Source organism: Pseudomonas sp. GW821-FHT07F01 (assembly GCF_059418825.1).
The window spans coordinates 26,899-45,986 of the sequence record NZ_JBWKQO010000003.1 but is presented as its reverse complement, the minus strand read 5'-3'; the positions used below and the strand labels follow the sequence as shown (position 1 = coordinate 45,986).

Here is a 19,088-nt window from a genome sequence, read left to right as displayed (position 1 = left end):
CTCGAGTGTCCATCGTGCCCAGACTTTTTCGCCTTTTTGTCGCTTTTACCTTCAGCCTGTTCGCGATCGGCTCGGCCCAGGCCGAAGTGCGGGTGCTGACCAGCATCAAGCCGCTGCAACTGATTGCCGCCGCCGTGCAGGATGGCGTGGCGGTTCCCGAGGTGCTGCTGCCGCCCGGAGCTTCCCCGCACAACTACGCGCTGCGCCCTTCGGACGTGCGCAAGGTGCAGAGTGTGGACCTGCTGTACTGGATCGGCCCGGACATGGAAGGCTTCCTGCCGCGGGTGCTGAAGGGCCGTAGCCTGCCCTCGGTGGCGGTACAGGACCTGCCGGGCATGAAACTCCGGCACTTTGCCGAAGATAGCCACTCCCACGCTGAAGATGCCGACGAACATGACCATGATCATCGCCCCGGCACCCTGGACGCGCACCTCTGGCTGTCGCCGGTCAATGCCCGGGTGATCGCCACCCGCATGGCCGCGGACCTGAGCGCCGCCGACCCGGCCAATGCCGCCCGCTACCAGAACAACCTGAAGGCGTTCAGCGAGCGTCTGGATGCCCTGGATGCTCGCTTGAAAGCCCGCCTGGCGGGGATCGCCGGCAAGCCTTACTTCGTGTTCCACGAAGCTTTCGACTACTTCGAGGACGCCTACGGCCTCAAGCACGCCGGGGTGTTCAGCGTGGCAGCGGAAGTCCAGCCGGGGGCCCAGCACGTCGCCGCCATGCGCGCGCGCTTGCAGCAGGTGGGCAAGACCTGTGTGTTCAGCGAGCCGCCCCTGCGCCCGCGCCTGGCGGAAACCCTGGTGGCCGGCCTGCCGGTGAAACTGGCGGAGCTGGATGCGTTGGGCGGTTACACGCCGGCGACCGCTCAAGGCTATGAGCAGGTGCTGGAGAAGTTGGGGAATGATCTGGCGGGCTGCCTGGAGCAGCTTTAAGCGGGGATTGTTGCGCGAGGGCTTTCGCGGGCAAGCCCGCTCCTACAGGTTGGGCGCATCTCTGTAGGAGCGGGCTTGCCCGCGAAGCGTTTACAGGGCGAACGGCAGCGCGATGCTGACCTGTTGCCGCTGCGCCAGGCGCTGCTGGAACTCCATCGGATCGTGAATCAGCACGTCCTGCCCGGCGAAGCTCTCGGCGGCGATCAGCCGCGATAGCCAGAAGCGCACGCAGGCCACCCGCAGCAGGGTCGGCCAGAGTTCGGCCTCTGCCGCAGTGAACGGGCGCAGCGCCGCGTAGGCGCCCAGCAGGGCTCGGGCCCGTTGGCCGTCGAGTACGCCTTCATCGTCGGAGCACCAGTCATTCAGGGCGATCGCCACGTCGTAGAGCATGGGTCCCGAACAGGCGTTGTAGAAGTCGATCAGGCCGGTCAGGTGGGTGCCTTCGAACATGGCGTTGTCGCGAAACAGATCGGCGTGGATGTTGGCCCGGGGCAGGGCGAGGATCTTCACCTTCTGAGCGGCGATTTCATCCAGGGCCCGTTGCAGCAGGTCCTGGGCCGTGGGGGCCAGGTGCGACAGCAGTTGCCTGCCCTCTTCCTGCATCCAGTCCAGGCCGCGATCGGTCTTGCGCTTGATCATGTGGTCCTTGGTGGCCACGTGCAGGTGGCCGAGCAGCTCACCGACCTGGGCACAGTGCTGGGCGTTGGCCTGCTTGATGTGCTTGCCCGCCAGCCGCGGTTGCAGCAGCGCCGGCTTGCCCGCCAGTTCGCGCAGGGCGACGCCGTCGGTGGTGCGCAGGGCATAGGGCACTGGCAGGTTGGCCTGGTGCAGCACGTCCAGCAGTTCAATGAAGAACGGCATTTCCTGGACCGGGCCACGTTCCACCAGGGTCAGGACGAACTCGCCCTGTTCCAGGCTGATGAAGAAGTTGGTGTTTTCGCTACCAGCGGCGATCCCCTGGAAATCAAGCAGGCGGCCGAGCCCATACGGGGCGAGAAAGGTTTCCAGCTCGGGCCGAGCCAGGGGGGTGAACACAGACATGGTTAAAAACTGCCAGTACGGGCGCTGCTATCCAGCCAGCGCCATTGAGTTGAAGTCGGAGTGGTTTACCACTCAAAGATTTTCCACGAAGGGATCAGCATATCCGGCTGATCCGAACGGATGAAGTTGCCGTCCGAGCCATCGGCACGCACCAGGAAGTAGGGTTTGCCGCCCTTTGGCGTGATCTTGATGGCATACAGGAAGCCATTTTGCCGGTATTCCTGGATGGTCTTGTCGCCTTCCGTGCGAATGGTTACTTCCGGGTCCGCTGATGGCGCATCTTCTGCGGCGATCGCGGCCAATGGAGCGATTGCAATCAAGCCGGTCAGCAGCAAGCGATTTAGTGTGCGCATGATAACCTTGTCCCTTTGTCGTCAACGGTCCCGCTATTCTAGCGCCGGACCCGCCGAAAAGGTTGATCCCGCTCATGAGCCAAGCCCCCCTCGTCCTGGTGGACGGTTCTTCATATCTGTACCGCGCGTTCCACGCGCTGCCACCGCTGACCACCTCCAAAGGCCTGCCTACCGGCGCGGTCAAGGGCGTGTTGAACATGCTCAAGAGCCTGCGCAAACAGTACCCGGACAGCCCGTTCGCGGTGGTCTTCGATGCCAAGGGCGGGACCTTCCGCGATGACATGTACGCCGAATACAAGGCCAACCGCCCGAGCATGCCAGACGATATGCGGGTGCAGATCGAGCCGCTGCACGCCAGCGTGATCGCCCTGGGCTTCCCGCTGCTGTGCGTGGAAGGGGTCGAGGCCGATGACGTGATCGGTACCCTGGCCCGCAGCAGCGCCGCGGCGGATCGTCCGGTGGTGATTTCCACTGGCGACAAGGACATGGCGCAGCTGGTGGATGGGCACATTACCCTGGTCAACACCATGTCCGGTAGCAGCATGGACGTGGAAGGCGTGAAGGAGAAATTCGGCGTCGCTCCCGAGCAGATCATCGATTACCTGGCGCTGATGGGCGACTCTTCCGACAACATTCCCGGGGTGCCGGGCATTGGTCCGAAGACCGCTTCCGGCCTGCTGGTCGGGGTCAATGGCGGGTTGAAGGAGCTGTACGAACAGCTCGATATCGTACCGACCCTGCCGATCCGCGGGGCCAAGACCTTGCCGGCCAAGCTCGAAGAACACAAGGAAATGGCCTTCCTCTCCTATCAGTTGGCGACCATCAAGGTCGACGTGCCGCTGGATGTCGGGCTCGACGACCTGCACCTGGGCGAGCCGGACCGCGAGAAGCTGGTGGAGCTCTACAGCCTGCTGGAGTTCAAGAGCTGGCTCGACGAGTTGCAGCGCGATGCCAAGCGTGTCGAGCTCAGCGGCGCTGAGGCGACACCCGCCGCCGTGCCGCCGCCGCAGACTGTGGAGCAAGCTCCGCTGGAGCTGCAGTACGAAACCATCCTCGACCAGGAGCGTTTCGATGCCTGGCTGGAGAAGCTCAAGGGCGCCAAGCTGATTGCCTTCGACACCGAAACCACCGGGATCGATGCGCAGCAGGCGCAACTGGTGGGCCTGTCCTTCTCGGTCAAGGCCGGCGAAGCGGCCTATGTTCCCCTGACCCACTCCTACATGGGCGCGCCGGCACAGCTGGATCGCGACAGCGTACTGCTGGCCCTCAAGCCCTTGCTGGAAGATCCCAAGCGGCTCAAGGTCGGCCAGCACGCCAAGTTCGACATGAACATCCTGGCCAACTGCGCCATCGGCGGCGACCAGGCCAATGGCATCACTGTGCGCGGCGTGGCCTTCGATACCATGCTCGAATCCTACGTGCTCAACTCCACCGCCACCCGCCATGACATGGACAGCCTGGCGCAGAAGTACCTGGACCACAGCACTGTGAGTTTCCAGGACATCGCTGGCAAGGGTGCCAAGCAGTTGACCTTCGACCAGATTCCCCTTGAGCAGGCCGGCCCCTACGCCGCGGAAGATGCCGACGTGACCCTGCGCCTGCACCAGGTCCTGCTCGACAAGCTGTCCGCGATACCGAGCCTGGCCAGCGTGCTCACCGATATCGAAATGCCTTTGGTGCCGGTCCTGGCGCGCATCGAGCGCCAGGGAGCACTGGTGGACGACAAGCTCCTGGGAGTGCAGAGCATCGAACTGGGGGACAAGATGGTCGCCCTGGAGCGCGAAGCCTTCGAGATCGCCGGCGAGGAGTTCAACCTGGGCTCGCCCAAGCAGCTGGGCAGCATCCTCTACGACAAGCTCGGCCTGCCGGTGCTGAAAAAGACTGCCAAGGGCCAGCCATCCACGGCTGAAGAGGTGCTGGCCAAGCTGGCGGAAGACGACTATCCGCTGCCGCGGGTGCTGATGCAGTACCGTTCCATGAGCAAGCTGAAAAGCACCTATACCGACCGCCTGCCGGAGCAGATCAACCCGCGTACCGGGCGCATCCATACCTCCTATCATCAGGCGGTAGCGTCCACCGGCCGGCTGTCCTCCAGCGATCCGAACCTGCAGAACATTCCGGTACGTACCGCTGAAGGCCGGCGCATTCGCCAGGCCTTCATCGCGCCGCCGGGCTACAAGCTGCTGGCAGCGGACTATTCGCAGATCGAGTTGCGGATCATGGCGCACCTGTCCCGCGACGAAGGTTTGCTCAACGCCTTCCGCAACAACCTGGACGTGCACACCGCCACGGCGGCCGAGGTGTTCAAGGTCGAGCTCAAGGACGTCACTTCCGATCAGCGCCGCAGCGCCAAGGCCATCAACTTCGGCCTGATGTACGGTATGGGCGCGCAGAAGCTGGGCAAGGACATCGGTGTCGATACCAAGCAGGCCAAGGCCTATATCGACACCTACTTCGCGCGTTACCCGGGGGTTCGCGAGTACATGGACCGCACCCGCGCCCAGGCCGCGGACCAGGGTTATGTCGAGACCATCTTCGGTCGCCGCCTGTACCTGCCGGAGATCAACTCCAACAAGCCACAGGAGCGCGCCGGCGCCGAACGCACCGCGATCAATGCGCCGATGCAGGGCACCGCGGCAGACATCATCAAGAAAGCCATGGTGGCCGTGGACAACTGGCTGGAGTCCTCGGGGCTGGATGCCCGAGTGATTCTCCAGGTGCACGACGAACTGGTGCTGGAAGTGCGCGAGGACCTGGTGGACCAGGTTCGTGAGGAAATTCGCGGGCACATGAGCGGTGCCGCAACCCTGGATGTACCGTTATTGGTGGAAGTGGGGGTGGGAAATAACTGGGATGAGGCCCATTAAGGGCATTTTTCAGGTGTTTTTGCCGCGGCATAGTGTCGCGGCAAAAACTAGCGAAGAGCTATTAGCACCGAAAATTTCATCGATTATTGCCAATAGTTTTTGCAACCGGCCGGAACTAAATAGGTGAACGCCCACTCAGAGTTACTGAATGGCTGGTGAAGCCCTTCGATGCTCCTATGTTGTGTTAAGTGTTGGCAGATATCTGGACCCCGCCCTAGCGGTCTAGAACTTGAACCCCGAACTTCCCCCTCCCCATACGAAGTCCGGGGTTTTTTTTGCCTGAAAACCGCCTGGGAAATGATCATGCTGCGTTAAAAGCGCGGCGCGAAATGCTCATTTACAGCCAGTAAACTCCGCTTTCGCACCGCGCTTTTGCCTTGCCTGATCATCCCCCAGGCAATTTTCCCTACGTCTCTCAGGCCTCGGCTTCGGCGCCTTTGTCGGCCAGTTCCATCCAGCCCGCCAGCACGGTGTAGGCCTCTTCCAGGCCCATGCGCTTGGGGGCCGAGAACAGTTGGATGGTGACGGCTTCGCCCCAGCCCTTGCGGATCTGCGACTGCACCTTGAGCAGGGTGTTCTTGGCCGCGCCGTAGGTCAGTTTGTCGGCCTTGGTCAGCAGGATGTGCATCGGCATGCCGCTGGCGACCGCCCAGTCCAGCATCAGCAGGTCGAAGTCGGTCATGGGATGACGGATATCCATCATCAGGATCAGGCCCTTAAGGCTCTCGCGGCTGCCCAGGTAGGCTTCCAGGTGACGCTGCCAGTGTTGTTTGAGCGGGATTGGCACTTTGGCGTAACCGTAGCCCGGCAGGTCGACCAGACGGCGATCGTCGTCTAGCTTGAAGAAGTTCAACAACTGCGTGCGACCCGGAGTTTTCGAGGTGCGTGCCAGGCTGGCGTGGGTCAGGGTGTTCAGGGCGCTGGATTTGCCGGCGTTGGAACGCCCGGCAAAGGCCACTTCGAAGCCTTCATCGTCAGGGCATTGATCGACTTTGGCGGCGCTGAGCATGAACGTAGCCTGTTGGCACAGACCGAGGATGGGGTTCTTGAGTTGCATGGGATTTCCGATTGGGGCGATGCCGAGAGTGGACGCGGCGAGCGGTGTCGTTTCCGTTTCAGTAACGCCAGTATATAATGCCGCAGATTTTGTGTGCGCTTTGTCCCAGCGTAGGATGAAGTTCACGAGAGCGATAAACCTTGAATGCGCATTAGAACGCAGCACGCTCTCAACCCTGAAAAGGTCGTTTTATGACGAAATGGCTGCTAGCTGCCGGTGTCTTGATGCCGTTTTACGGCGCTCAGGCTACACAGGATCCGGAAGCTGTGTACAACCGTGTTTGTGGGGCTTGTCATTCCGGCCAACTACCCACGGCGCCCCGCAAGGGCGACCAGGAAGCTTGGGCGCCGAGGTTGGCGCAAGGTATGGAGACGCTGGTGCAACACGTGACCCAGGGTTTCAAGGCGATGCCGCCGCGTGGTTTGTGCATGGACTGCAGTGCCGAGGATTACCGAGTCATCATCCATTGGATGAGCGAGTGATCCCGGTCCATAACTCTTAACCCTTAGCCGTAGTTGGATTAGCTGATGAACAAATTACTCGTGAGTCTGCTGTTGACCTTGGGCATCACAGGTGTCGCCCATGCCGCAGGCGACGCTGCTGCCGGTCAGGCGAAAGCCGCAGTCTGTGGTGCTTGCCACGGCCCTGATGGGAACAGCATGGCGCCAAACTTTCCCAAGCTGGCGGGTCAGGGGGAAAAGTACCTGAACAAGCAGTTGCACGATATCAAGTCCGGCAAGCGCCAGGTGCTGGAGATGACAGGCCTGTTGACCAACCTGAGCGATCAGGACCTGGCTGACATCGCCGCCTACTTCGCCAGCCAGAAAGGCAGCGTCGGCGCAGCAGATCCTAAAGTCGTGGCCCGTGGTGAAGAACTGTTCCGTGGCGGCAAGCTCGACCAGGGCATGCCTGCCTGCACCGGTTGCCACTCGCCAAACGGTGCGGGTAACGCAGCAGCCGGCTTCCCCCATCTGGGTGGCCAGCACGCACAGTACGTGGCCAAGCAGTTGACCGACTTCCGCGAAGGCAACCGTACCAACGACGGCGATACCCTGGTGATGCGCAGCATCGCTGGCAAGCTGAGCAACAAAGACATCGAAGCGGTGTCCAGCTATATTCAGGGCCTGCACTGAGGCCGGCTCGATCAGCGTTGCCCAAGGTGCTAAGCCACGGCAACGTTAATGATCGATTAATCTGACGGTGCAAGCATAAAGGGTGGCTCAGGCCGCCCTTTTTTATGGCGTCTGCCGCTACACTAGCGAACTCAAGCCCGCCAAGACCTGGCCGAATTCAGGTCGAGCGAGGCGCCAAAATTGTCCAGGAGTAAAGCATGCGTAATCTGATTCTCAGCGCCGCACTCGTCACCGCCAGCCTGTTTGGCGTGACCGCTCAAGCGGCCGAACCGCTTGAAGCCGGTAAACAATATGTCGAGTTGAGCAGCGCCGTTCCGGTTGCCGTGCCAGGCAAGATCGAAGTGGTTGAGCTGTTCTGGTATGGCTGCCCGCACTGCTACGCTTTCGAACCCACCATCAATCCCTGGGCTGAAAAACTCCCGGCCGACGTCAACTTCGTCCGTATCCCGGCCATGTTCGGCGGTATCTGGAACATCCATGGCCAACTGTTCATCACCCTTGAAGCCATGGGTGTCGAGCACAAGGTGCACAAGGCCGTATTCGAAGCCATCCATGGCGGCAAGAAACTCGCTACTCCTGAAGAGATGGCCGAGTTCCTGGCTGGCGAAGGCGTCGACAAGGACAAGTTCCTGAGCACCTACAATTCCTTCGCCGTCAAAGGCAAGGTCGAAGACGCCAAGAAAAAGGCCCAGGCCTACCAGATCACCGGCGTACCGACCATGGTGGTCAACGGCAAGTATCGTTTCGACCTGGGCACCGCCGGTGGTCCTGAAGGCGCGCTGAGCGTGGCTGACCAGTTGATCGCCAAAGAGCGCGCAGCCAAGTAAGCGCCCGCCGCCATGCCGCGCTGGAGCTCGGAACGCATCGTTGGCCTGCATGATCCGCAGGTCAACGAGCACCATTTGGCGTCGTCCGGCCTGCCGGCAGACAGTCGTCTGCGCTTGCTCAGTTTCAATATCCAGGTCGGTATCAGCACCGAACGTTATCGCCATTACCTGACTCGTGGTTGGCAGCACCTGCTGCCCCATCATGGGCGTGCCGACAATCTGCAGAAAATCGGCAACCTGCTTGGCGATTTCGACCTGGTGGCCCTGCAGGAGGCCGATGGCGGCAGCCTGCGCTCCGGCTACGTCAATCAGGTGGAACACCTGGCCCAACTGGGCGCCTTCCCCTACTGGTACCAACAGCTCAATCGCAACCTGGGACGCCTGGCTCAGCACAGCAATGGCGTGCTCAGCCGCCTGCGCCCCTGGGCCATCGAAGACCACCCGCTGCCTGGCCCCAAGGGGCGCGGCGCGATCCTCGTGCGTTTTGGCGAGGGTCCCGAGGCACTGGTGGTGGTGATGATGCATCTGGCGCTCGGTGCCCGCACCCGAACCCGGCAACTGGCGTACATCCGCGAGTTGATCGGCGGCTACAAGCATCAGGTGCTGATGGGGGACATGAACACCCACGCCAGCGACCTGCTGGAGCATTCCCCTCTAAGGGACCTCAGCCTCTTGGCGCCGCAACTGCAGGCGACCTTCCCCAGCTGGCGTCCGCAACGTTGCCTGGACCATATTCTGCTCAGCCCCAGCCTGACCCTGGAGCGCGTGGAGGTCCTGGCCCAACCCATATCCGATCACCTGCCGGTCGCGGTAGAGATTCGTCTGCCGGGTTCGCTCACGGCTGATGCATTGCCCGCGTTGAGTCCTGCCCCTCGCGGAACCGATGAATGAGCGACGACGCCAATCGCTGGAAAGAGAAATACCTCAAAAGTATCGAACAGCAGGAAAAGCTCGAACGCCGATGGGCGGCCCGTCTCGACTTGCTGCGTCGTGGCCTGGTACGCAGCACCCTGGCGGCGGAGGGCACCGATCGCGCGGTCGACCAGTGCATGAAGGAAATGCGCGAGGTGGTACGCACCGACGACATGGACGCCGGGCTTGCTGCCCTGCTGCCGCGCCTGGAAAAAGCCGTGCTGGACTCCGAGCAGCGGCGGGAAACCCGGGTCGAGCAGATGAGCAGCGCGCTGACGGCGCTGGTCAGCCAGTTGCAGTCCCTGCCCCTGCCCCGGGAGGTCAGCCGTCCGCTGAAAGCCTTTGCCAAGCAACTGGATGGCCGGGTTGGCCAGGCGCGGGAAATTCCCTTGCTGCTCGGCGAACTGAGCAGCCTGCAGGGCAAGGCCCTGAGCCGGCTGGAAACCCCGGCCGAACCCGACCGCCCAAGCCTGTTGCAGCGCCTGTTCGGCAGCCGCGAGGCGAGCGAGACGCCGGCCCCGGCGGAGGAAGCCGTTGCGACGAATCCGCCGCTCCCGGCCGCCGCGGCGGAGGCTCATCCGCAAGCCGAGGAAGCCCCGGCACCGGAGGATGGCGCGCGCGAGCACTATCAGACGCCGACCCAGGCCTCGCCTGAGGCGGTTTCGGCGCCTGCCGCGCCCGCCCCGGCACAGCCCGAAGTGCAGCTCGAACCTGAGCCGGTTGCCCAGCCGGTTGCCAGCGACGAGCCGGAGGTTGCTGCAGTGCCCGCTCCGGCCCCGGTGGTGGCGTTCGTGCCTCCGGTACTGGTGCAGGAGGCGCCCGCCGAGCCTGTACCCGCTATCGAGGTCGAACCTCAAGCAACCATTTCGCCTGTCGCGGAGCCACAAGCGCCCGTCGATCCCGGGGTGGTCGCCGCTTCCGATTCGCCGCCAGCGCCTGTCGCCGAAGCCGCGCTCAATCCCGACGAGTTGGTGCCCCTGCCGACGGTTTCCCCGGCAGTGCTGCTGGACAGCCTGCCCCTGCCGGCAGTCATGGCCGAGGCCCTGGCCGCCATCGATCCGGAGCAGTCGGAGCACGATGTGCTCTACGCTCTGCCGGATTCGCCCGAGCCCTCCTACAGTTCGGTGGCCAAGCACATCGAGCACACCTTGCTGGGGCTGCTCGACGACCTGAGCCTGCCGGAGCGCCACCGGCCACAGGCCGAGGCCATGCGCGATCGTCTGCAGCATGGGCTGAACTGGTACGAATTGCTGCCGATCCTCGACGATCTGGCGGTGTTGATGCTGGCCATCACCGACTCCGGCCAGCATGAGTTCGAGACTTACCTCAAGCAGCTCAACGAGCGCCTGGAGGCCTTCCAGAGCAACCTGCAGGCGGCCAGCGACGGCCATGCCGACAGCAGTTCGGCAGCACGGGCCATGGACAGCCAGATCCGTGAACAGGTCGACGGCCTGCAAAGCAGCGTGCAGGAGGCCGCCGACCTGGATGACCTCAAGCAAGTGCTGGAAAGCCACCTGGAAGGCCTGCTGGGCACCATGGACCACCACCAGAAGCAGCGCGACGAGCGTGAACGGGAAGTGGCCGCCCGCCTGCAAAGCCTGGCGGAGCGGGTTTCGAGCATGGAGCAGGAAGCCCAGGGCTACCGTGAGCACCTGGAAGAGCAGCGGCAGAAGGCGCTGATCGATCCGCTCACCGGCCTGCCCAACCGGGCTGCCTGGAGCGAACGCCTGGAACATGAAGTCGGCCAATGGCAACAACATGGCAACAGCCTGCTGCTGGCCATGCTCGATCTCGATCATTTCAAGCGGATCAACGACAACTACGGTCACCTGGCCGGTGACAAGGTGTTGAAGATCATCGCCAACGTACTGCGCAAACGCCTGCGAGGCAGCGATTTCATCGCACGTTTCGGTGGCGAGGAGTTTGTTCTGCTGCTGCCCAACACCCCCTGGCCGGTGGGCGTGCGCATTGTGGAAGCCCTGCGCGCGGCAATCGAGGCGTGCCCGTTCCATTTCAAGGGCGAGCCGGTGACCATCACCGTGTCCGTCGGGCTGAGTGCGTTCAAGGCCGGTGATCGCAGCGATCTGGTGATCAAAAGAGCCGATCAGGCGCTGTACCGGGCCAAGGATGCCGGCCGTAACCGGGTGGAAGCTGGTTGAGGAGCCAGCACTTTGCTGAATGAAAGCGCTGTTTTGCCCATGATCGCCAGGGCAGTACGTTACACTGTTGCATTATCGTCTTCAGCGTACTGCCTTTTGCCATGAAACTTCTTGCTCTTGCCCTCTCCCTGCTGATCCTCGCCGGCTGCGCCAGTGGCCCGCGCATCGACACCAGCCACCCGTCGGTCAATTACGATCAGCGCGCCCAGTTCATCATCGTCCACTACACCTCGGCATCGCTGGAGCGCTCCCTGGCCCTGTTGACCCATGGCCAGGTCAGCAGCCACTACCTGATCGGCGATGACAAGTCCGCCACCATCTACAAGCTGGTGGACGAGCAATACCGTGCCTGGCATGCCGGCGACAGCCAGTGGCAGGGCCGGACCTGGCTCAACTCCAGTTCCATTGGCATCGAGATCGTCAACCCGGGGTTCCGCGATGGCCCCAGCGGGCGGCTCTGGTACCCCTACAGCGAAGCGCAGATCCAGAACCTGATCGTGCTGCTCAAGGACATCAGCAAGCGCAACAACATCTCGCCGCGCCACATCATTGGCCACAGCGATATCGCCCCCATGCGCAAGCTGGATCCGGGCCCGCTGTTTCCCTGGAAACGCCTGGCCGAGGCTGGCCTGGGCCTGTGGCCCGATGCTCAGGCAGTGGCACGCCAGCAGGCGTTCTTTACCGTGAGCCCGCCGAGCATCGGTTGGTACCAGCAGCAACTGGCCCAGCTGGGTTACGCCACGCCGCAGACCGGCGAGCTGGACAAGGCGACCCGTAACGTCCTGGCCGCGTTCCAGATGCACTACCGGCCGGGGCGTTTCGATGGCACGCCGGACGCAGAAAGTGCGGCCATCCTGATGGTGCTCAACCAGACAAAATAATGACGCCGCCGGACGGTTGGGGCCGATTGTCCAATCAGTTGCTATAACTCATTGGTAATCCTTCGGATCTCCCACGATGCCGGCCGCTCGCGAGCCCTTGCGTACCTGGTTCCATCGCCCCTGGACGCTGGCGATGCTGGCGGCTGTGCTGAGTGCGGTGATTTTGCTGCTGGGCAGCGCCGGGCTGGCCATGCACCAGGTCCAGCAACGGGAAAGCGAGCAGATGAACGCCCAAGGGCAGCGTTTCCTGGAGCGGCTGGAGCAGTTGTTCGGGCAACTGCGCGAAGGTCTCGACGTGCTGGAGGCGCAGCCGCTGCGCGAGTGCAACGCCGATCTCATCGCAGCTCTGCAGCAGGTCAGCTACAGCTATCGCTTCATTTATGAAGCGGCCTACAGGGACGCCACCCATACCTGTTCCAACTGGCCACGGCAGAACCTCCTGCCGGCGGCCAGGCCGCCGGATATCCGCGGGCCGACCTACAGCTACTGGCTCAACACCTCGACCCAGCCCAATGAGAACCTTGCTGCCCTGATGCTGGGTCGCGGCAACTTTCGCGTGGCCACTTCCCGCGGGCACCTGACCGATGTGGTCGATCTGCCTGCCGGTGGCAGCCTGATGGTGGTGGTGGATCATGGTGCCCGGGCGATACCGGTGCTCGGCCCGGCCCGTGCCTGGCCCCCCGCACAGCCTTGGCGGGGGGGGCGCGACGGGCCCTTGCAAGTCACCCCGGACCTGCTGATCTATCGCATGCCCACTCGCAACCCCGAGTACCAACTGGTGCTGATCACCCCCCGCGCCAGCCTGCAGGGCGAAGTGCTCGACGGTTGGTGGTGGTTGCTGCCCTCCAGCCTGGTGCTGGCGCTGTTCATCGGTGGGTTGGTGTATCAGTTGGTCCGCCAGCGCCAGTCCCTGGGGGCGGAGCTGCAAGGGGCCCTGCGCCGCGGCGAACTGCAGGTGCTGTACCAGCCGATCTTCGATCTCAGTAGCCGGCTCTGCGTGGGGGCCGAGGCCCTGCTGCGCTGGCGCCGCCCGGACGGTACCCTGACCAGCCCCGACCTGTTCATCCCGCTGGCAGAGAACACCGGGCAGATCCGCCAGATCACCGACTTCGTCCTGCAGCGCCTGCTGGAGCAACTGGGGCATGTGCTACGGGCCAATCCCCAGTTGTACATCTCAGTCAACCTGGCGGCCTGCGACGTGATGGTCCCGCGGATCGGCATGGTCATGGCGCGGCTGCTGGCCACGCATCGGGTAGCGGCCCGGCAGATCGCCTTCGAGGTCACCGAGCGTGGGCTGATCGATGTGGTGGTGGCGCGCAACAACCTGCAGGCCCTGCGCGATGTCGGGCATCAGGTGCTGATCGACGATTTCGGCACCGGCTATTGCAGCCTGGCCTACCTGCAGAGCCTGCCGGTGGATTGCCTGAAGATCGACAAGGCGTTCATCGATGCCCTGGGGCACGATGCCGCCAGCAGCGGCGTGGCGCCGCACATCATTCGCATGGCCCACGCATTGAAACTCAAGGTGATTGCCGAGGGCATCGAGTTCGAGGACCAGGCGCTGCTGCTCAGCAGCGAGGGCGTGAGCTTCGGCCAGGGCTGGCTGTTCGCCCATGCCCTGAGTGCCTTGCAGTTCACTGAGCTGATTACCCGTGGCCGACGGCTGGTGGCCAGGCGCCTGGATGATGAAGCATGAAGCCCTAGAGCGGCAGGGCCAGATAGAACTGGGTGCCCTGCCCGGGCCTTGAGTAGACGCCCATGCGCCCGCCATGCAGCTGAACGATCTCCTTGCACAGCGCCAGCCCGAGGCCGGCACCGCCCTTCTTGCGGCCCACCTGGACGAAAGGTTCGAAGATCCGCCCTTGCTGGCCATAGGCGATACCCTCGCCATTGTCTTCGACGCTGACGATCACCCGCTCGCCATGGCGCCGCGCCTGCAGGCGGATCTGGCCCTCGCTGGCGGTGTGGCGCAAGGCGTTGTCGATCAGGTTGTCCAGCACCCGCTCCAGTTGTGCGCGGTCGGCATGCAGCCGTGGCAACGGCGCCTGGATCTCCAGCAGCAGGTCGATGCCCTGCTGTTGGGCCTGCTCGCTGAAGCGGCCCTGGGCCTGCACCAGCAGCTCTTCCAGGGGGCAGGGAGCGAGGGTGAGTTTCTGCAGGCCGTTCTGATAGCGGGAAAAATTCAGCAGGTCGTTGATCAACTGCATCAGGCGCTGCATTTCCTCGTTGACCGTATTGAGCAGGTCGGTTTCCCGGGACTCCTCGGGAAAGTGCAGGCGTTCCTGAAGCAGCCCGAAGGCCATGTGCATGCCGGTGACCGGGGTACGCAGTTCGTGGGAGGCGCGCAGCACGAACTCACTGCGCACTCGTTCGAACGCCCGTTGCTCGGTGACATCGTGCAGCACCATCACGGCGCCGAGAATATGGCCCTGGGTATGGCTGACGGGGGTCAGGCTGTAGGTCAGCAGGCGCGACTCGCCGTCGACCTCGATATCCAGGTCGTCCGGCGCCCGTTCCAGGTTGCCGCCGCGCAATACCAGCTGTAGCTGCTCATCCAGCTCCGGGCGTTGCAGGGCGCTGCCCAGGCCCTGGCCGAGGCGCTCCTGGTCCCAGCCCAGCTGGCGCTGGGCCACGGGGTTGAGGTGTTCCAGGCGGCCCTGGCGGTCGATCATCAGCAAGCCGTCGTCAATACTGTCGAGCACGGCCTGCAGGCGCTGCTGGCCGGCCAGCAGCTCATCGACATTGGTTGCCTGATGCTGGCGCAGGGCCTCGGCCATGATGCCGAAGCGCCGGGTCAGCAGGTTCATCTCCGCCGCCGCCGAAATGGGCAGGGTGACGTCGAAATTGCCTTCGCCAATCTTGTCCGCAGCCTTGGCCAGGGCTTCGATTGGCCCGCCAAAGCGCCGGGCGATGGCATGGGCCGTGACGAAGCCGATGATCAGCACCGCCAGGGCCACCAGGCCCAGAAGGCCGGCCACCAGCCATGCACGGTTGCGGGCCTGCTGCTCCACCTGGCTGATGTTGTCCAGGGCGCGCTTGTGTTCGGTGATCAGCCCGCCGCGCAAGGCGTTGAAGCGCTCGGTCAGCTCGTTGTTGTCATGCAGCCCGCTTGCGGTGCTGTTGCGCTCGAAGGCCTGGTAGAAGCTCAGGTAGTCGCTACGGGCCTGCTGGAAGCCACTTTGTACCTGGGTCTGCCGATCATGGGCGATGCCTTCGTCGAGCAGTTCCAGATAGTGCTGTCGGGAGGTTTCCAGGGCGGCGCGGTCCGGCTGCTTGCCGAGCATGATGATCAGCTGGTCGCCCAGGGTCTGGCGCAGCTTGAGGCCCAGGTCCAGGGTGATGAAGTTGTTGCGGATCAGCGATTCCTGGGTGCTGGCCATCTGCATCACGCTGACCAGCCCGAGCACCAGGCCCAAGAGGGCCACGGTGATCAGGGCCGAGATGCTCAGAAACAGCCGGGTGCGCAGTTTCATCGCTAACTTCATAGGGTGTTGCTCACAGGTTGTACTGTTTGCGTTTGCGGTACAGCGTCGACGCGTCGATACCCAGGGTCTTGGCGGCTTGATCCAGGGTGTCGCTGGTGGCCAGGACCGCACCGATGTGGGCCTTTTCCAGCTCGTCCAGGCTCAGGGCGGCGCCGATCCGCGGGGCGTTGTTGGTGGGTTGCTCGGCCATGCCCAAGTGGCTGATTTCCACCCGCTCCTGCGGGCAGATGATGCTCGCCCGTTCCACCACGTTGCGCAGTTCGCGGATGTTGCCCGGCCAGCGGTAGTTGAGCAGCGCTTCCCGGGCTTCATCACTGAAGACCCGGGCCGGGCGCGAATACTCTTTGACGAAGCGGGCGAGGAAGCGGTCGGCCAGGGTCAGGATATCTTCGCTGCGCTCGCGCAGGGGCGGCAGGTGCAGGGTGATGACGTTCAGCCGGTACAGCAGGTCTTCGCGGAAACGCCCGTCGCGCACCATGTCTTCAAGGTTGAGGTTGGTGGCGGCGAGGATGCGCACATCGGCGCGGCGGGTTACCGGGTCGCCGACGCGCTCGTATTCCTTGTCCTGGATGAAGCGCAGCAGCTTGGGTTGCAGGGTCAACGGGAAGTCGCCGATCTCGTCGAGGAACAGGGTTCCGCCATCGGCCTGGTTGACCCGGCCCAGGGTGCTCTCGCTGGCCCCGGTAAAGGCGCCGCGGCTGTGGCCGAAGAGTTCGCTTTCCATCAGTTCGGCAGTCAACGAGGGGCAGTTGATGGTCACGCAGGATTTCTTGGCACGTTTGCTCCAGCCGTGAATGGCCCGCGCCAGCTCGCCCTTGCCGGTGCCGGACTCGCCGAGGATAAGGATGTTGGCGTCGGTGCTGGCCACCTGACGCGCGGTTTCCAGCACCACTTTCATTGCCGGGCTGTGGGAGTCCAGGCCGTCCTTGGGCTTGCGCACCTCACCTTCGAGGGCTTCCAGGCGTGCCGAGAGCTGGCGCACTTCCAGCTGCTTGGCGGTGGCCAGGCGCAACTGGTCGGGGCTGCAGGGCTTGACCAGGTAGTCTGCGGCGCCGGCCTGGATCGCATCTACTGCGGTGTCCACGGCGGAGTGAGCGGTGACGATCACTACCCGCATCCAGGGTGCCTGGGTACGCATTTGTGCCAGTACGTCGAGGCCGTTGTCTTCGCCCAGGCGCAGGTCGAGGAAGCACAGGTCGAATACCTGGCGTTGCAGCAGAGCATCGGCCTGCGCCGCGCTGTTGGCGGTGGCCACGGTGTAGCCCTCGTCTTCCAGGCAGTAGCGGAAGGTGCGAAGGATTGCGGATTCGTCATCCACCAGAAGGATGCGGCCTTGATTCTCCGGCGCTGACTCCATTTCCCGAGGCTCCTTAATGAATGATCTTTATTTAGTCCCGGAAAAATCGGGCAAGTTGCAAGGTTGATTCTGATCCATTCCAGCGCCAGCAGGTTAGATATCTCCGGCTGAAACGGCTAACAGGCTGAAATTACGCATGTTTTACCCAGAGTAGCTGCTGGGTGGGTCTGTATCAGGCTATTGGCCATTCATCAAAGTTCCCCCTGTGATCAAAAAACGCTCACTGTTTTCCCGGGGCATCGTGCATTTCGCACGGCCGGCATGGGGGCATCGTGCAGTATGCGTGTGGAATGCTTTTGGTATTTTGATTTAAGTATCTGATTTTATTGAATTTAATTTCAAAGAAAAAGCTGGCATGCAGCCTGCAATATCCCTCTCATCGAGAAGCGCCGGCCGTGGCTTCCATAACAACATCACCACCAGTGTGGGAGGAGTTTCAGGATGAATCGCCAACGTCTTGCCCAATTGCGTATTGCGCCACTGCATCTCCAGCAAGGCCTCTTCGCCGTTCTGGCGTTGCTGGTCACCCTGATCGCCGGGCAACAGTTCCAGCGCTGGCAGGACAGCCAGGCACCCGCGCCGCGCGTGCCGGTTCATCACTTCACCCAGACCCATTTCAGTTCGGTGAGCAGCCAGCTCAACGACCAGGCCCCCATGCAACTGATGGCCGTCGACCAGGCACAGCCGGTCGCGGACGCGCCACGTCAGGAACGCTGGGTGTTCTAGCACCAAGGCCGGGCCCGCAATCGGCGGCGCCGGGCTGGCTCCATAGGCAGCACCACTAATAGAAGAGTAAGGAGAATCATCATGCTGAGCTGGGCAATCACATTCCTGATCATTGCCATTGTCGCTGCGGTCCTGGGCTTCGGTGGTATCGCGGGCACCGCCACGGGTATCGCCAAGATTCTCTTTGTGGTGTTCCTGGTGATGTTCATCGCTTCGTTCTTCTTTGGCCGTCGAGGCCGAGGCTGACCATGAGTCTCACGTTGAAGACATTGACTGCCGCGCTGCTGCTGGGCGCCAGCGCCCTGGCGTCGGCGGCCAATGATGGCCAGGCACGAGCCAATCAGTTGCTGGGGTCGGACCCGCAGTTTCGTGAAACCTGGCAGGGGGTCGTGCACAAGGAGGAGCGCCTGCCCGAGTGGGTGATGAACCTCTCGGGTGATGCGCCACAACAGATGAATGCCATGACCGAAGACGGCGATCAGTATCTGGTGGGCCCTCTGTGCGAAACCGCCCAGAGTTGTCAGAACCAGCGTTTGATCGTGGCCTTCAGTTTCGACAAGAAGCATGCCTACGCGATGCTGGTGGACGTGCCGGCGGGTTTGCCCGCGGACAAGTCACCGACCCGCCACGCCAATTATCGGTTCCTCGGCAAGCCCGATGACGGCATGCAAGCGCTGCTCCAGGAGCAGTTGCGCAAGGACCCGAACTGGTACTGATGTGCAAATTGCCGATATTGCATAACAGATAGACGAAAGGGCCGCCCTGGCGCTTTCGGCTGTTGCACCACCCGAGGAGGGCGAGTGCATGACCAAGGGGCCGGGATGTTCTGATCCACGGGTGATCGGAGTGACCTAGGGGTACAGGGAGTGCCTCCGCAAGGGCCGGGTCAGGAAAGAGCGGCGGCGCAAGCTCCCAGGTCGGCCACCGACCTGATGAGCTTGCGGCGTGCTTGAATGGCAAAGTCCTGTGCTAGAGCCGTCCGTCTGACAATTTCCGTGCTCGCGCGGGAAAAAATCTTCCTTTGACTCCGATCAAACGTTTCCTGGTGTTTCTCTGCGACCGTATATCGAGAAACTTTGTGCGAATTGCGCAGCGTTTCCGGGCGCCCGAATCAGAGCAATCCTAAACTTTTTTAGCCTTTTTCCTGACCCCTCCGACAAGCCTGCACGCCGCCTGAAATGGCCGTTTCACGGCATTTTTGCCTGCCGAAATGTCGTATTCGAACCGGTTGGGACGCTCGTTTTGTTTGGAAAAACTCATGCCGATTCGGCATAGGGTAGGCGTTTACGGCATTAGACGCGCCTCCCTAGCATCGGAATAGTTGCGCCTTTTTTCGCCCGCAGAGAGCCGTAAAT

General features: G+C 62.8%; 17 protein-coding genes. 12 read left to right on the top strand and 5 right to left on the bottom strand.

Annotation, left to right across the window (positions count from 1 at the left end; translation table 11 throughout):
• Window positions 1-14: 14 nt before the first annotated feature.
• Entirely contained in the window at window positions 15-935 is a 921-nt protein-coding gene (locus tag AC07R1_RS10705) for a zinc ABC transporter substrate-binding protein (RefSeq protein WP_053154825.1), read from the top strand.
• Window positions 936-1,025: 90 nt separating this feature from the next.
• On the opposite strand, the gene AC07R1_RS10700 is transcribed toward AC07R1_RS10705, so the two are convergent.
• Both AC07R1_RS10700 and AC07R1_RS10695 read right to left on the bottom strand, forming a co-directional pair.
• Entirely contained in the window at window positions 1,026-1,976 is a 951-nt protein-coding gene (locus tag AC07R1_RS10700; protein ID WP_011058468.1) for a homoserine kinase, read from the bottom strand.
• A 65-nt stretch (window positions 1,977-2,041) separates the two neighbouring features.
• Window positions 2,042-2,329, bottom strand: coding sequence for a DUF2782 domain-containing protein (locus AC07R1_RS10695; protein WP_011058469.1), 288 nt, complete (start codon window positions 2,327-2,329; stop codon window positions 2,042-2,044).
• Window positions 2,330-2,403: 74 nt separating this feature from the next.
• Here AC07R1_RS10695 and polA point away from each other — a divergent pair, with 74 nt between their 5' ends.
• Entirely contained in the window at window positions 2,404-5,196 is a 2,793-nt protein-coding gene (gene polA / locus AC07R1_RS10690; protein WP_495110516.1) for a DNA polymerase I, read from the top strand.
• A 415-nt stretch (window positions 5,197-5,611) separates the two neighbouring features.
• Here polA and yihA read toward each other — a convergent pair whose 3' ends face one another.
• A complete protein-coding gene (gene yihA, locus AC07R1_RS10685; protein WP_011058471.1) occupies window positions 5,612-6,253 on the bottom strand; it encodes a ribosome biogenesis GTP-binding protein YihA/YsxC in 642 nt (213 codons plus the stop codon).
• Between the two features lie 191 nt (window positions 6,254-6,444).
• Between yihA and AC07R1_RS10680 the strand changes: the two genes are divergently transcribed.
• The 7 genes from AC07R1_RS10680 to AC07R1_RS10650 all read left to right on the top strand — a co-directional run bounded on the left by AC07R1_RS10680 (window position 6,445) and on the right by AC07R1_RS10650 (window position 13,861).
• Window positions 6,445-6,735, top strand: coding sequence for a c-type cytochrome (locus tag AC07R1_RS10680; RefSeq protein ID WP_015633654.1), 291 nt, complete (start codon window positions 6,445-6,447; stop codon window positions 6,733-6,735).
• Between the two features lie 45 nt (window positions 6,736-6,780).
• Window positions 6,781-7,386, top strand: coding sequence for a c-type cytochrome (locus AC07R1_RS10675; protein WP_011058472.1), 606 nt, complete (start codon window positions 6,781-6,783; stop codon window positions 7,384-7,386).
• Between the two features lie 197 nt (window positions 7,387-7,583).
• Window positions 7,584-8,213 carry a thiol:disulfide interchange protein DsbA/DsbL gene (locus AC07R1_RS10670; RefSeq protein ID WP_011058473.1) on the top strand — a complete coding sequence of 210 codons (630 nt, stop codon included), beginning with the start codon at window positions 7,584-7,586 and terminating at the stop codon, window positions 8,211-8,213.
• 12 nt (window positions 8,214-8,225) lie between these two features.
• Window positions 8,226-9,104 (top strand): endonuclease/exonuclease/phosphatase family protein, encoded by an 879-nt coding sequence (locus AC07R1_RS10665; protein ID WP_011058474.1) that lies wholly within the window; start codon window positions 8,226-8,228, stop codon window positions 9,102-9,104.
• Window positions 9,101-11,284, top strand: a complete 2,184-nt coding sequence (locus AC07R1_RS10660) for a GGDEF domain-containing protein (RefSeq protein WP_495110515.1) — start codon at window positions 9,101-9,103, stop codon at window positions 11,282-11,284. Before AC07R1_RS10665 ends, AC07R1_RS10660 begins: the two co-directional genes overlap by 4 nt.
• Before the next feature lie 101 nt (window positions 11,285-11,385).
• On the top strand, window positions 11,386-12,165 hold the full coding sequence (locus AC07R1_RS10655; RefSeq protein ID WP_011058476.1) for an N-acetylmuramoyl-L-alanine amidase: 780 nt from the start codon (window positions 11,386-11,388) through the stop codon (window positions 12,163-12,165).
• Window positions 12,166-12,241: 76 nt separating this feature from the next.
• A complete protein-coding gene (locus AC07R1_RS10650) occupies window positions 12,242-13,861 on the top strand; it encodes an EAL domain-containing protein (protein ID WP_015633657.1) in 1,620 nt (539 codons plus the stop codon).
• Between the two features lie 4 nt (window positions 13,862-13,865).
• On the opposite strand, the gene AC07R1_RS10645 is transcribed toward AC07R1_RS10650, so the two are convergent.
• Both AC07R1_RS10645 and algB read right to left on the bottom strand, forming a co-directional pair.
• A complete protein-coding gene (locus tag AC07R1_RS10645; RefSeq protein ID WP_015633658.1) occupies window positions 13,866-15,650 on the bottom strand; it encodes a KinB sensor domain-containing domain in 1,785 nt (594 codons plus the stop codon).
• A gap of 10 nt (window positions 15,651-15,660) precedes the next feature.
• Entirely contained in the window at window positions 15,661-17,007 is a 1,347-nt protein-coding gene (gene algB, locus AC07R1_RS10640; RefSeq protein WP_011058479.1) for a sigma-54-dependent response regulator transcription factor AlgB, read from the bottom strand.
• A 441-nt stretch (window positions 17,008-17,448) separates the two neighbouring features.
• Here algB and AC07R1_RS10635 point away from each other — a divergent pair, with 441 nt between their 5' ends.
• From AC07R1_RS10635 to AC07R1_RS10625, 3 genes are all read left to right on the top strand, one after another.
• Window positions 17,449-17,733 (top strand): hypothetical protein, encoded by a 285-nt coding sequence (locus tag AC07R1_RS10635; RefSeq protein ID WP_015633659.1) that lies wholly within the window; start codon window positions 17,449-17,451, stop codon window positions 17,731-17,733.
• An 81-nt stretch (window positions 17,734-17,814) separates the two neighbouring features.
• Complete coding sequence (locus tag AC07R1_RS10630; protein ID WP_003170804.1) at window positions 17,815-17,979, top strand: DUF1328 domain-containing protein; 165 nt, start codon at window positions 17,815-17,817, stop codon at window positions 17,977-17,979.
• Window positions 17,980-17,981: 2 nt separating this feature from the next.
• A complete protein-coding gene (locus AC07R1_RS10625; RefSeq protein ID WP_019095623.1) occupies window positions 17,982-18,449 on the top strand; it encodes an inhibitor of vertebrate lysozyme family protein in 468 nt (155 codons plus the stop codon).
• Window positions 18,450-19,088 lie beyond the last annotated feature (639 nt).

What these genes read in the sequence shown, in the direction of transcription:
- AC07R1_RS10700 (WP_011058468.1), bottom strand. Translation starts at nt 1,976, where the DNA reads ATGTCTGTGTTCACCCCCCTGGCTCGGCCCGAGCTGGAAACCTTTCTC.
- AC07R1_RS10660 (WP_495110515.1), top strand. Translation starts at nt 9,101, where the DNA reads ATGAGCGACGACGCCAATCGCTGGAAAGAGAAATACCTCAAAAGTATC.
- AC07R1_RS10655 (WP_011058476.1), top strand. Translation starts at nt 11,386, where the DNA reads ATGAAACTTCTTGCTCTTGCCCTCTCCCTGCTGATCCTCGCCGGCTGC.
- AC07R1_RS10635 (WP_015633659.1), top strand. Translation starts at nt 17,449, where the DNA reads ATGAATCGCCAACGTCTTGCCCAATTGCGTATTGCGCCACTGCATCTC.
- AC07R1_RS10630 (WP_003170804.1), top strand. Translation starts at nt 17,815, where the DNA reads ATGCTGAGCTGGGCAATCACATTCCTGATCATTGCCATTGTCGCTGCG.
- AC07R1_RS10670 (WP_011058473.1), top strand. Translation starts at nt 7,584, where the DNA reads ATGCGTAATCTGATTCTCAGCGCCGCACTCGTCACCGCCAGCCTGTTT.
- polA (WP_495110516.1), top strand. Translation starts at nt 2,404, where the DNA reads ATGAGCCAAGCCCCCCTCGTCCTGGTGGACGGTTCTTCATATCTGTAC.
- AC07R1_RS10625 (WP_019095623.1), top strand. Translation starts at nt 17,982, where the DNA reads ATGAGTCTCACGTTGAAGACATTGACTGCCGCGCTGCTGCTGGGCGCC.
- yihA (WP_011058471.1), bottom strand. Translation starts at nt 6,253, where the DNA reads ATGCAACTCAAGAACCCCATCCTCGGTCTGTGCCAACAGGCTACGTTC.
- AC07R1_RS10680 (WP_015633654.1), top strand. Translation starts at nt 6,445, where the DNA reads ATGACGAAATGGCTGCTAGCTGCCGGTGTCTTGATGCCGTTTTACGGC.
- AC07R1_RS10665 (WP_011058474.1), top strand. Translation starts at nt 8,226, where the DNA reads ATGCCGCGCTGGAGCTCGGAACGCATCGTTGGCCTGCATGATCCGCAG.
- AC07R1_RS10650 (WP_015633657.1), top strand. Translation starts at nt 12,242, where the DNA reads ATGCCGGCCGCTCGCGAGCCCTTGCGTACCTGGTTCCATCGCCCCTGG.
- AC07R1_RS10645 (WP_015633658.1), bottom strand. Translation starts at nt 15,650, where the DNA reads ATGAAGTTAGCGATGAAACTGCGCACCCGGCTGTTTCTGAGCATCTCG.
- algB (WP_011058479.1), bottom strand. Translation starts at nt 17,007, where the DNA reads ATGGAGTCAGCGCCGGAGAATCAAGGCCGCATCCTTCTGGTGGATGAC.
- AC07R1_RS10675 (WP_011058472.1), top strand. Translation starts at nt 6,781, where the DNA reads ATGAACAAATTACTCGTGAGTCTGCTGTTGACCTTGGGCATCACAGGT.
- AC07R1_RS10695 (WP_011058469.1), bottom strand. Translation starts at nt 2,329, where the DNA reads ATGCGCACACTAAATCGCTTGCTGCTGACCGGCTTGATTGCAATCGCT.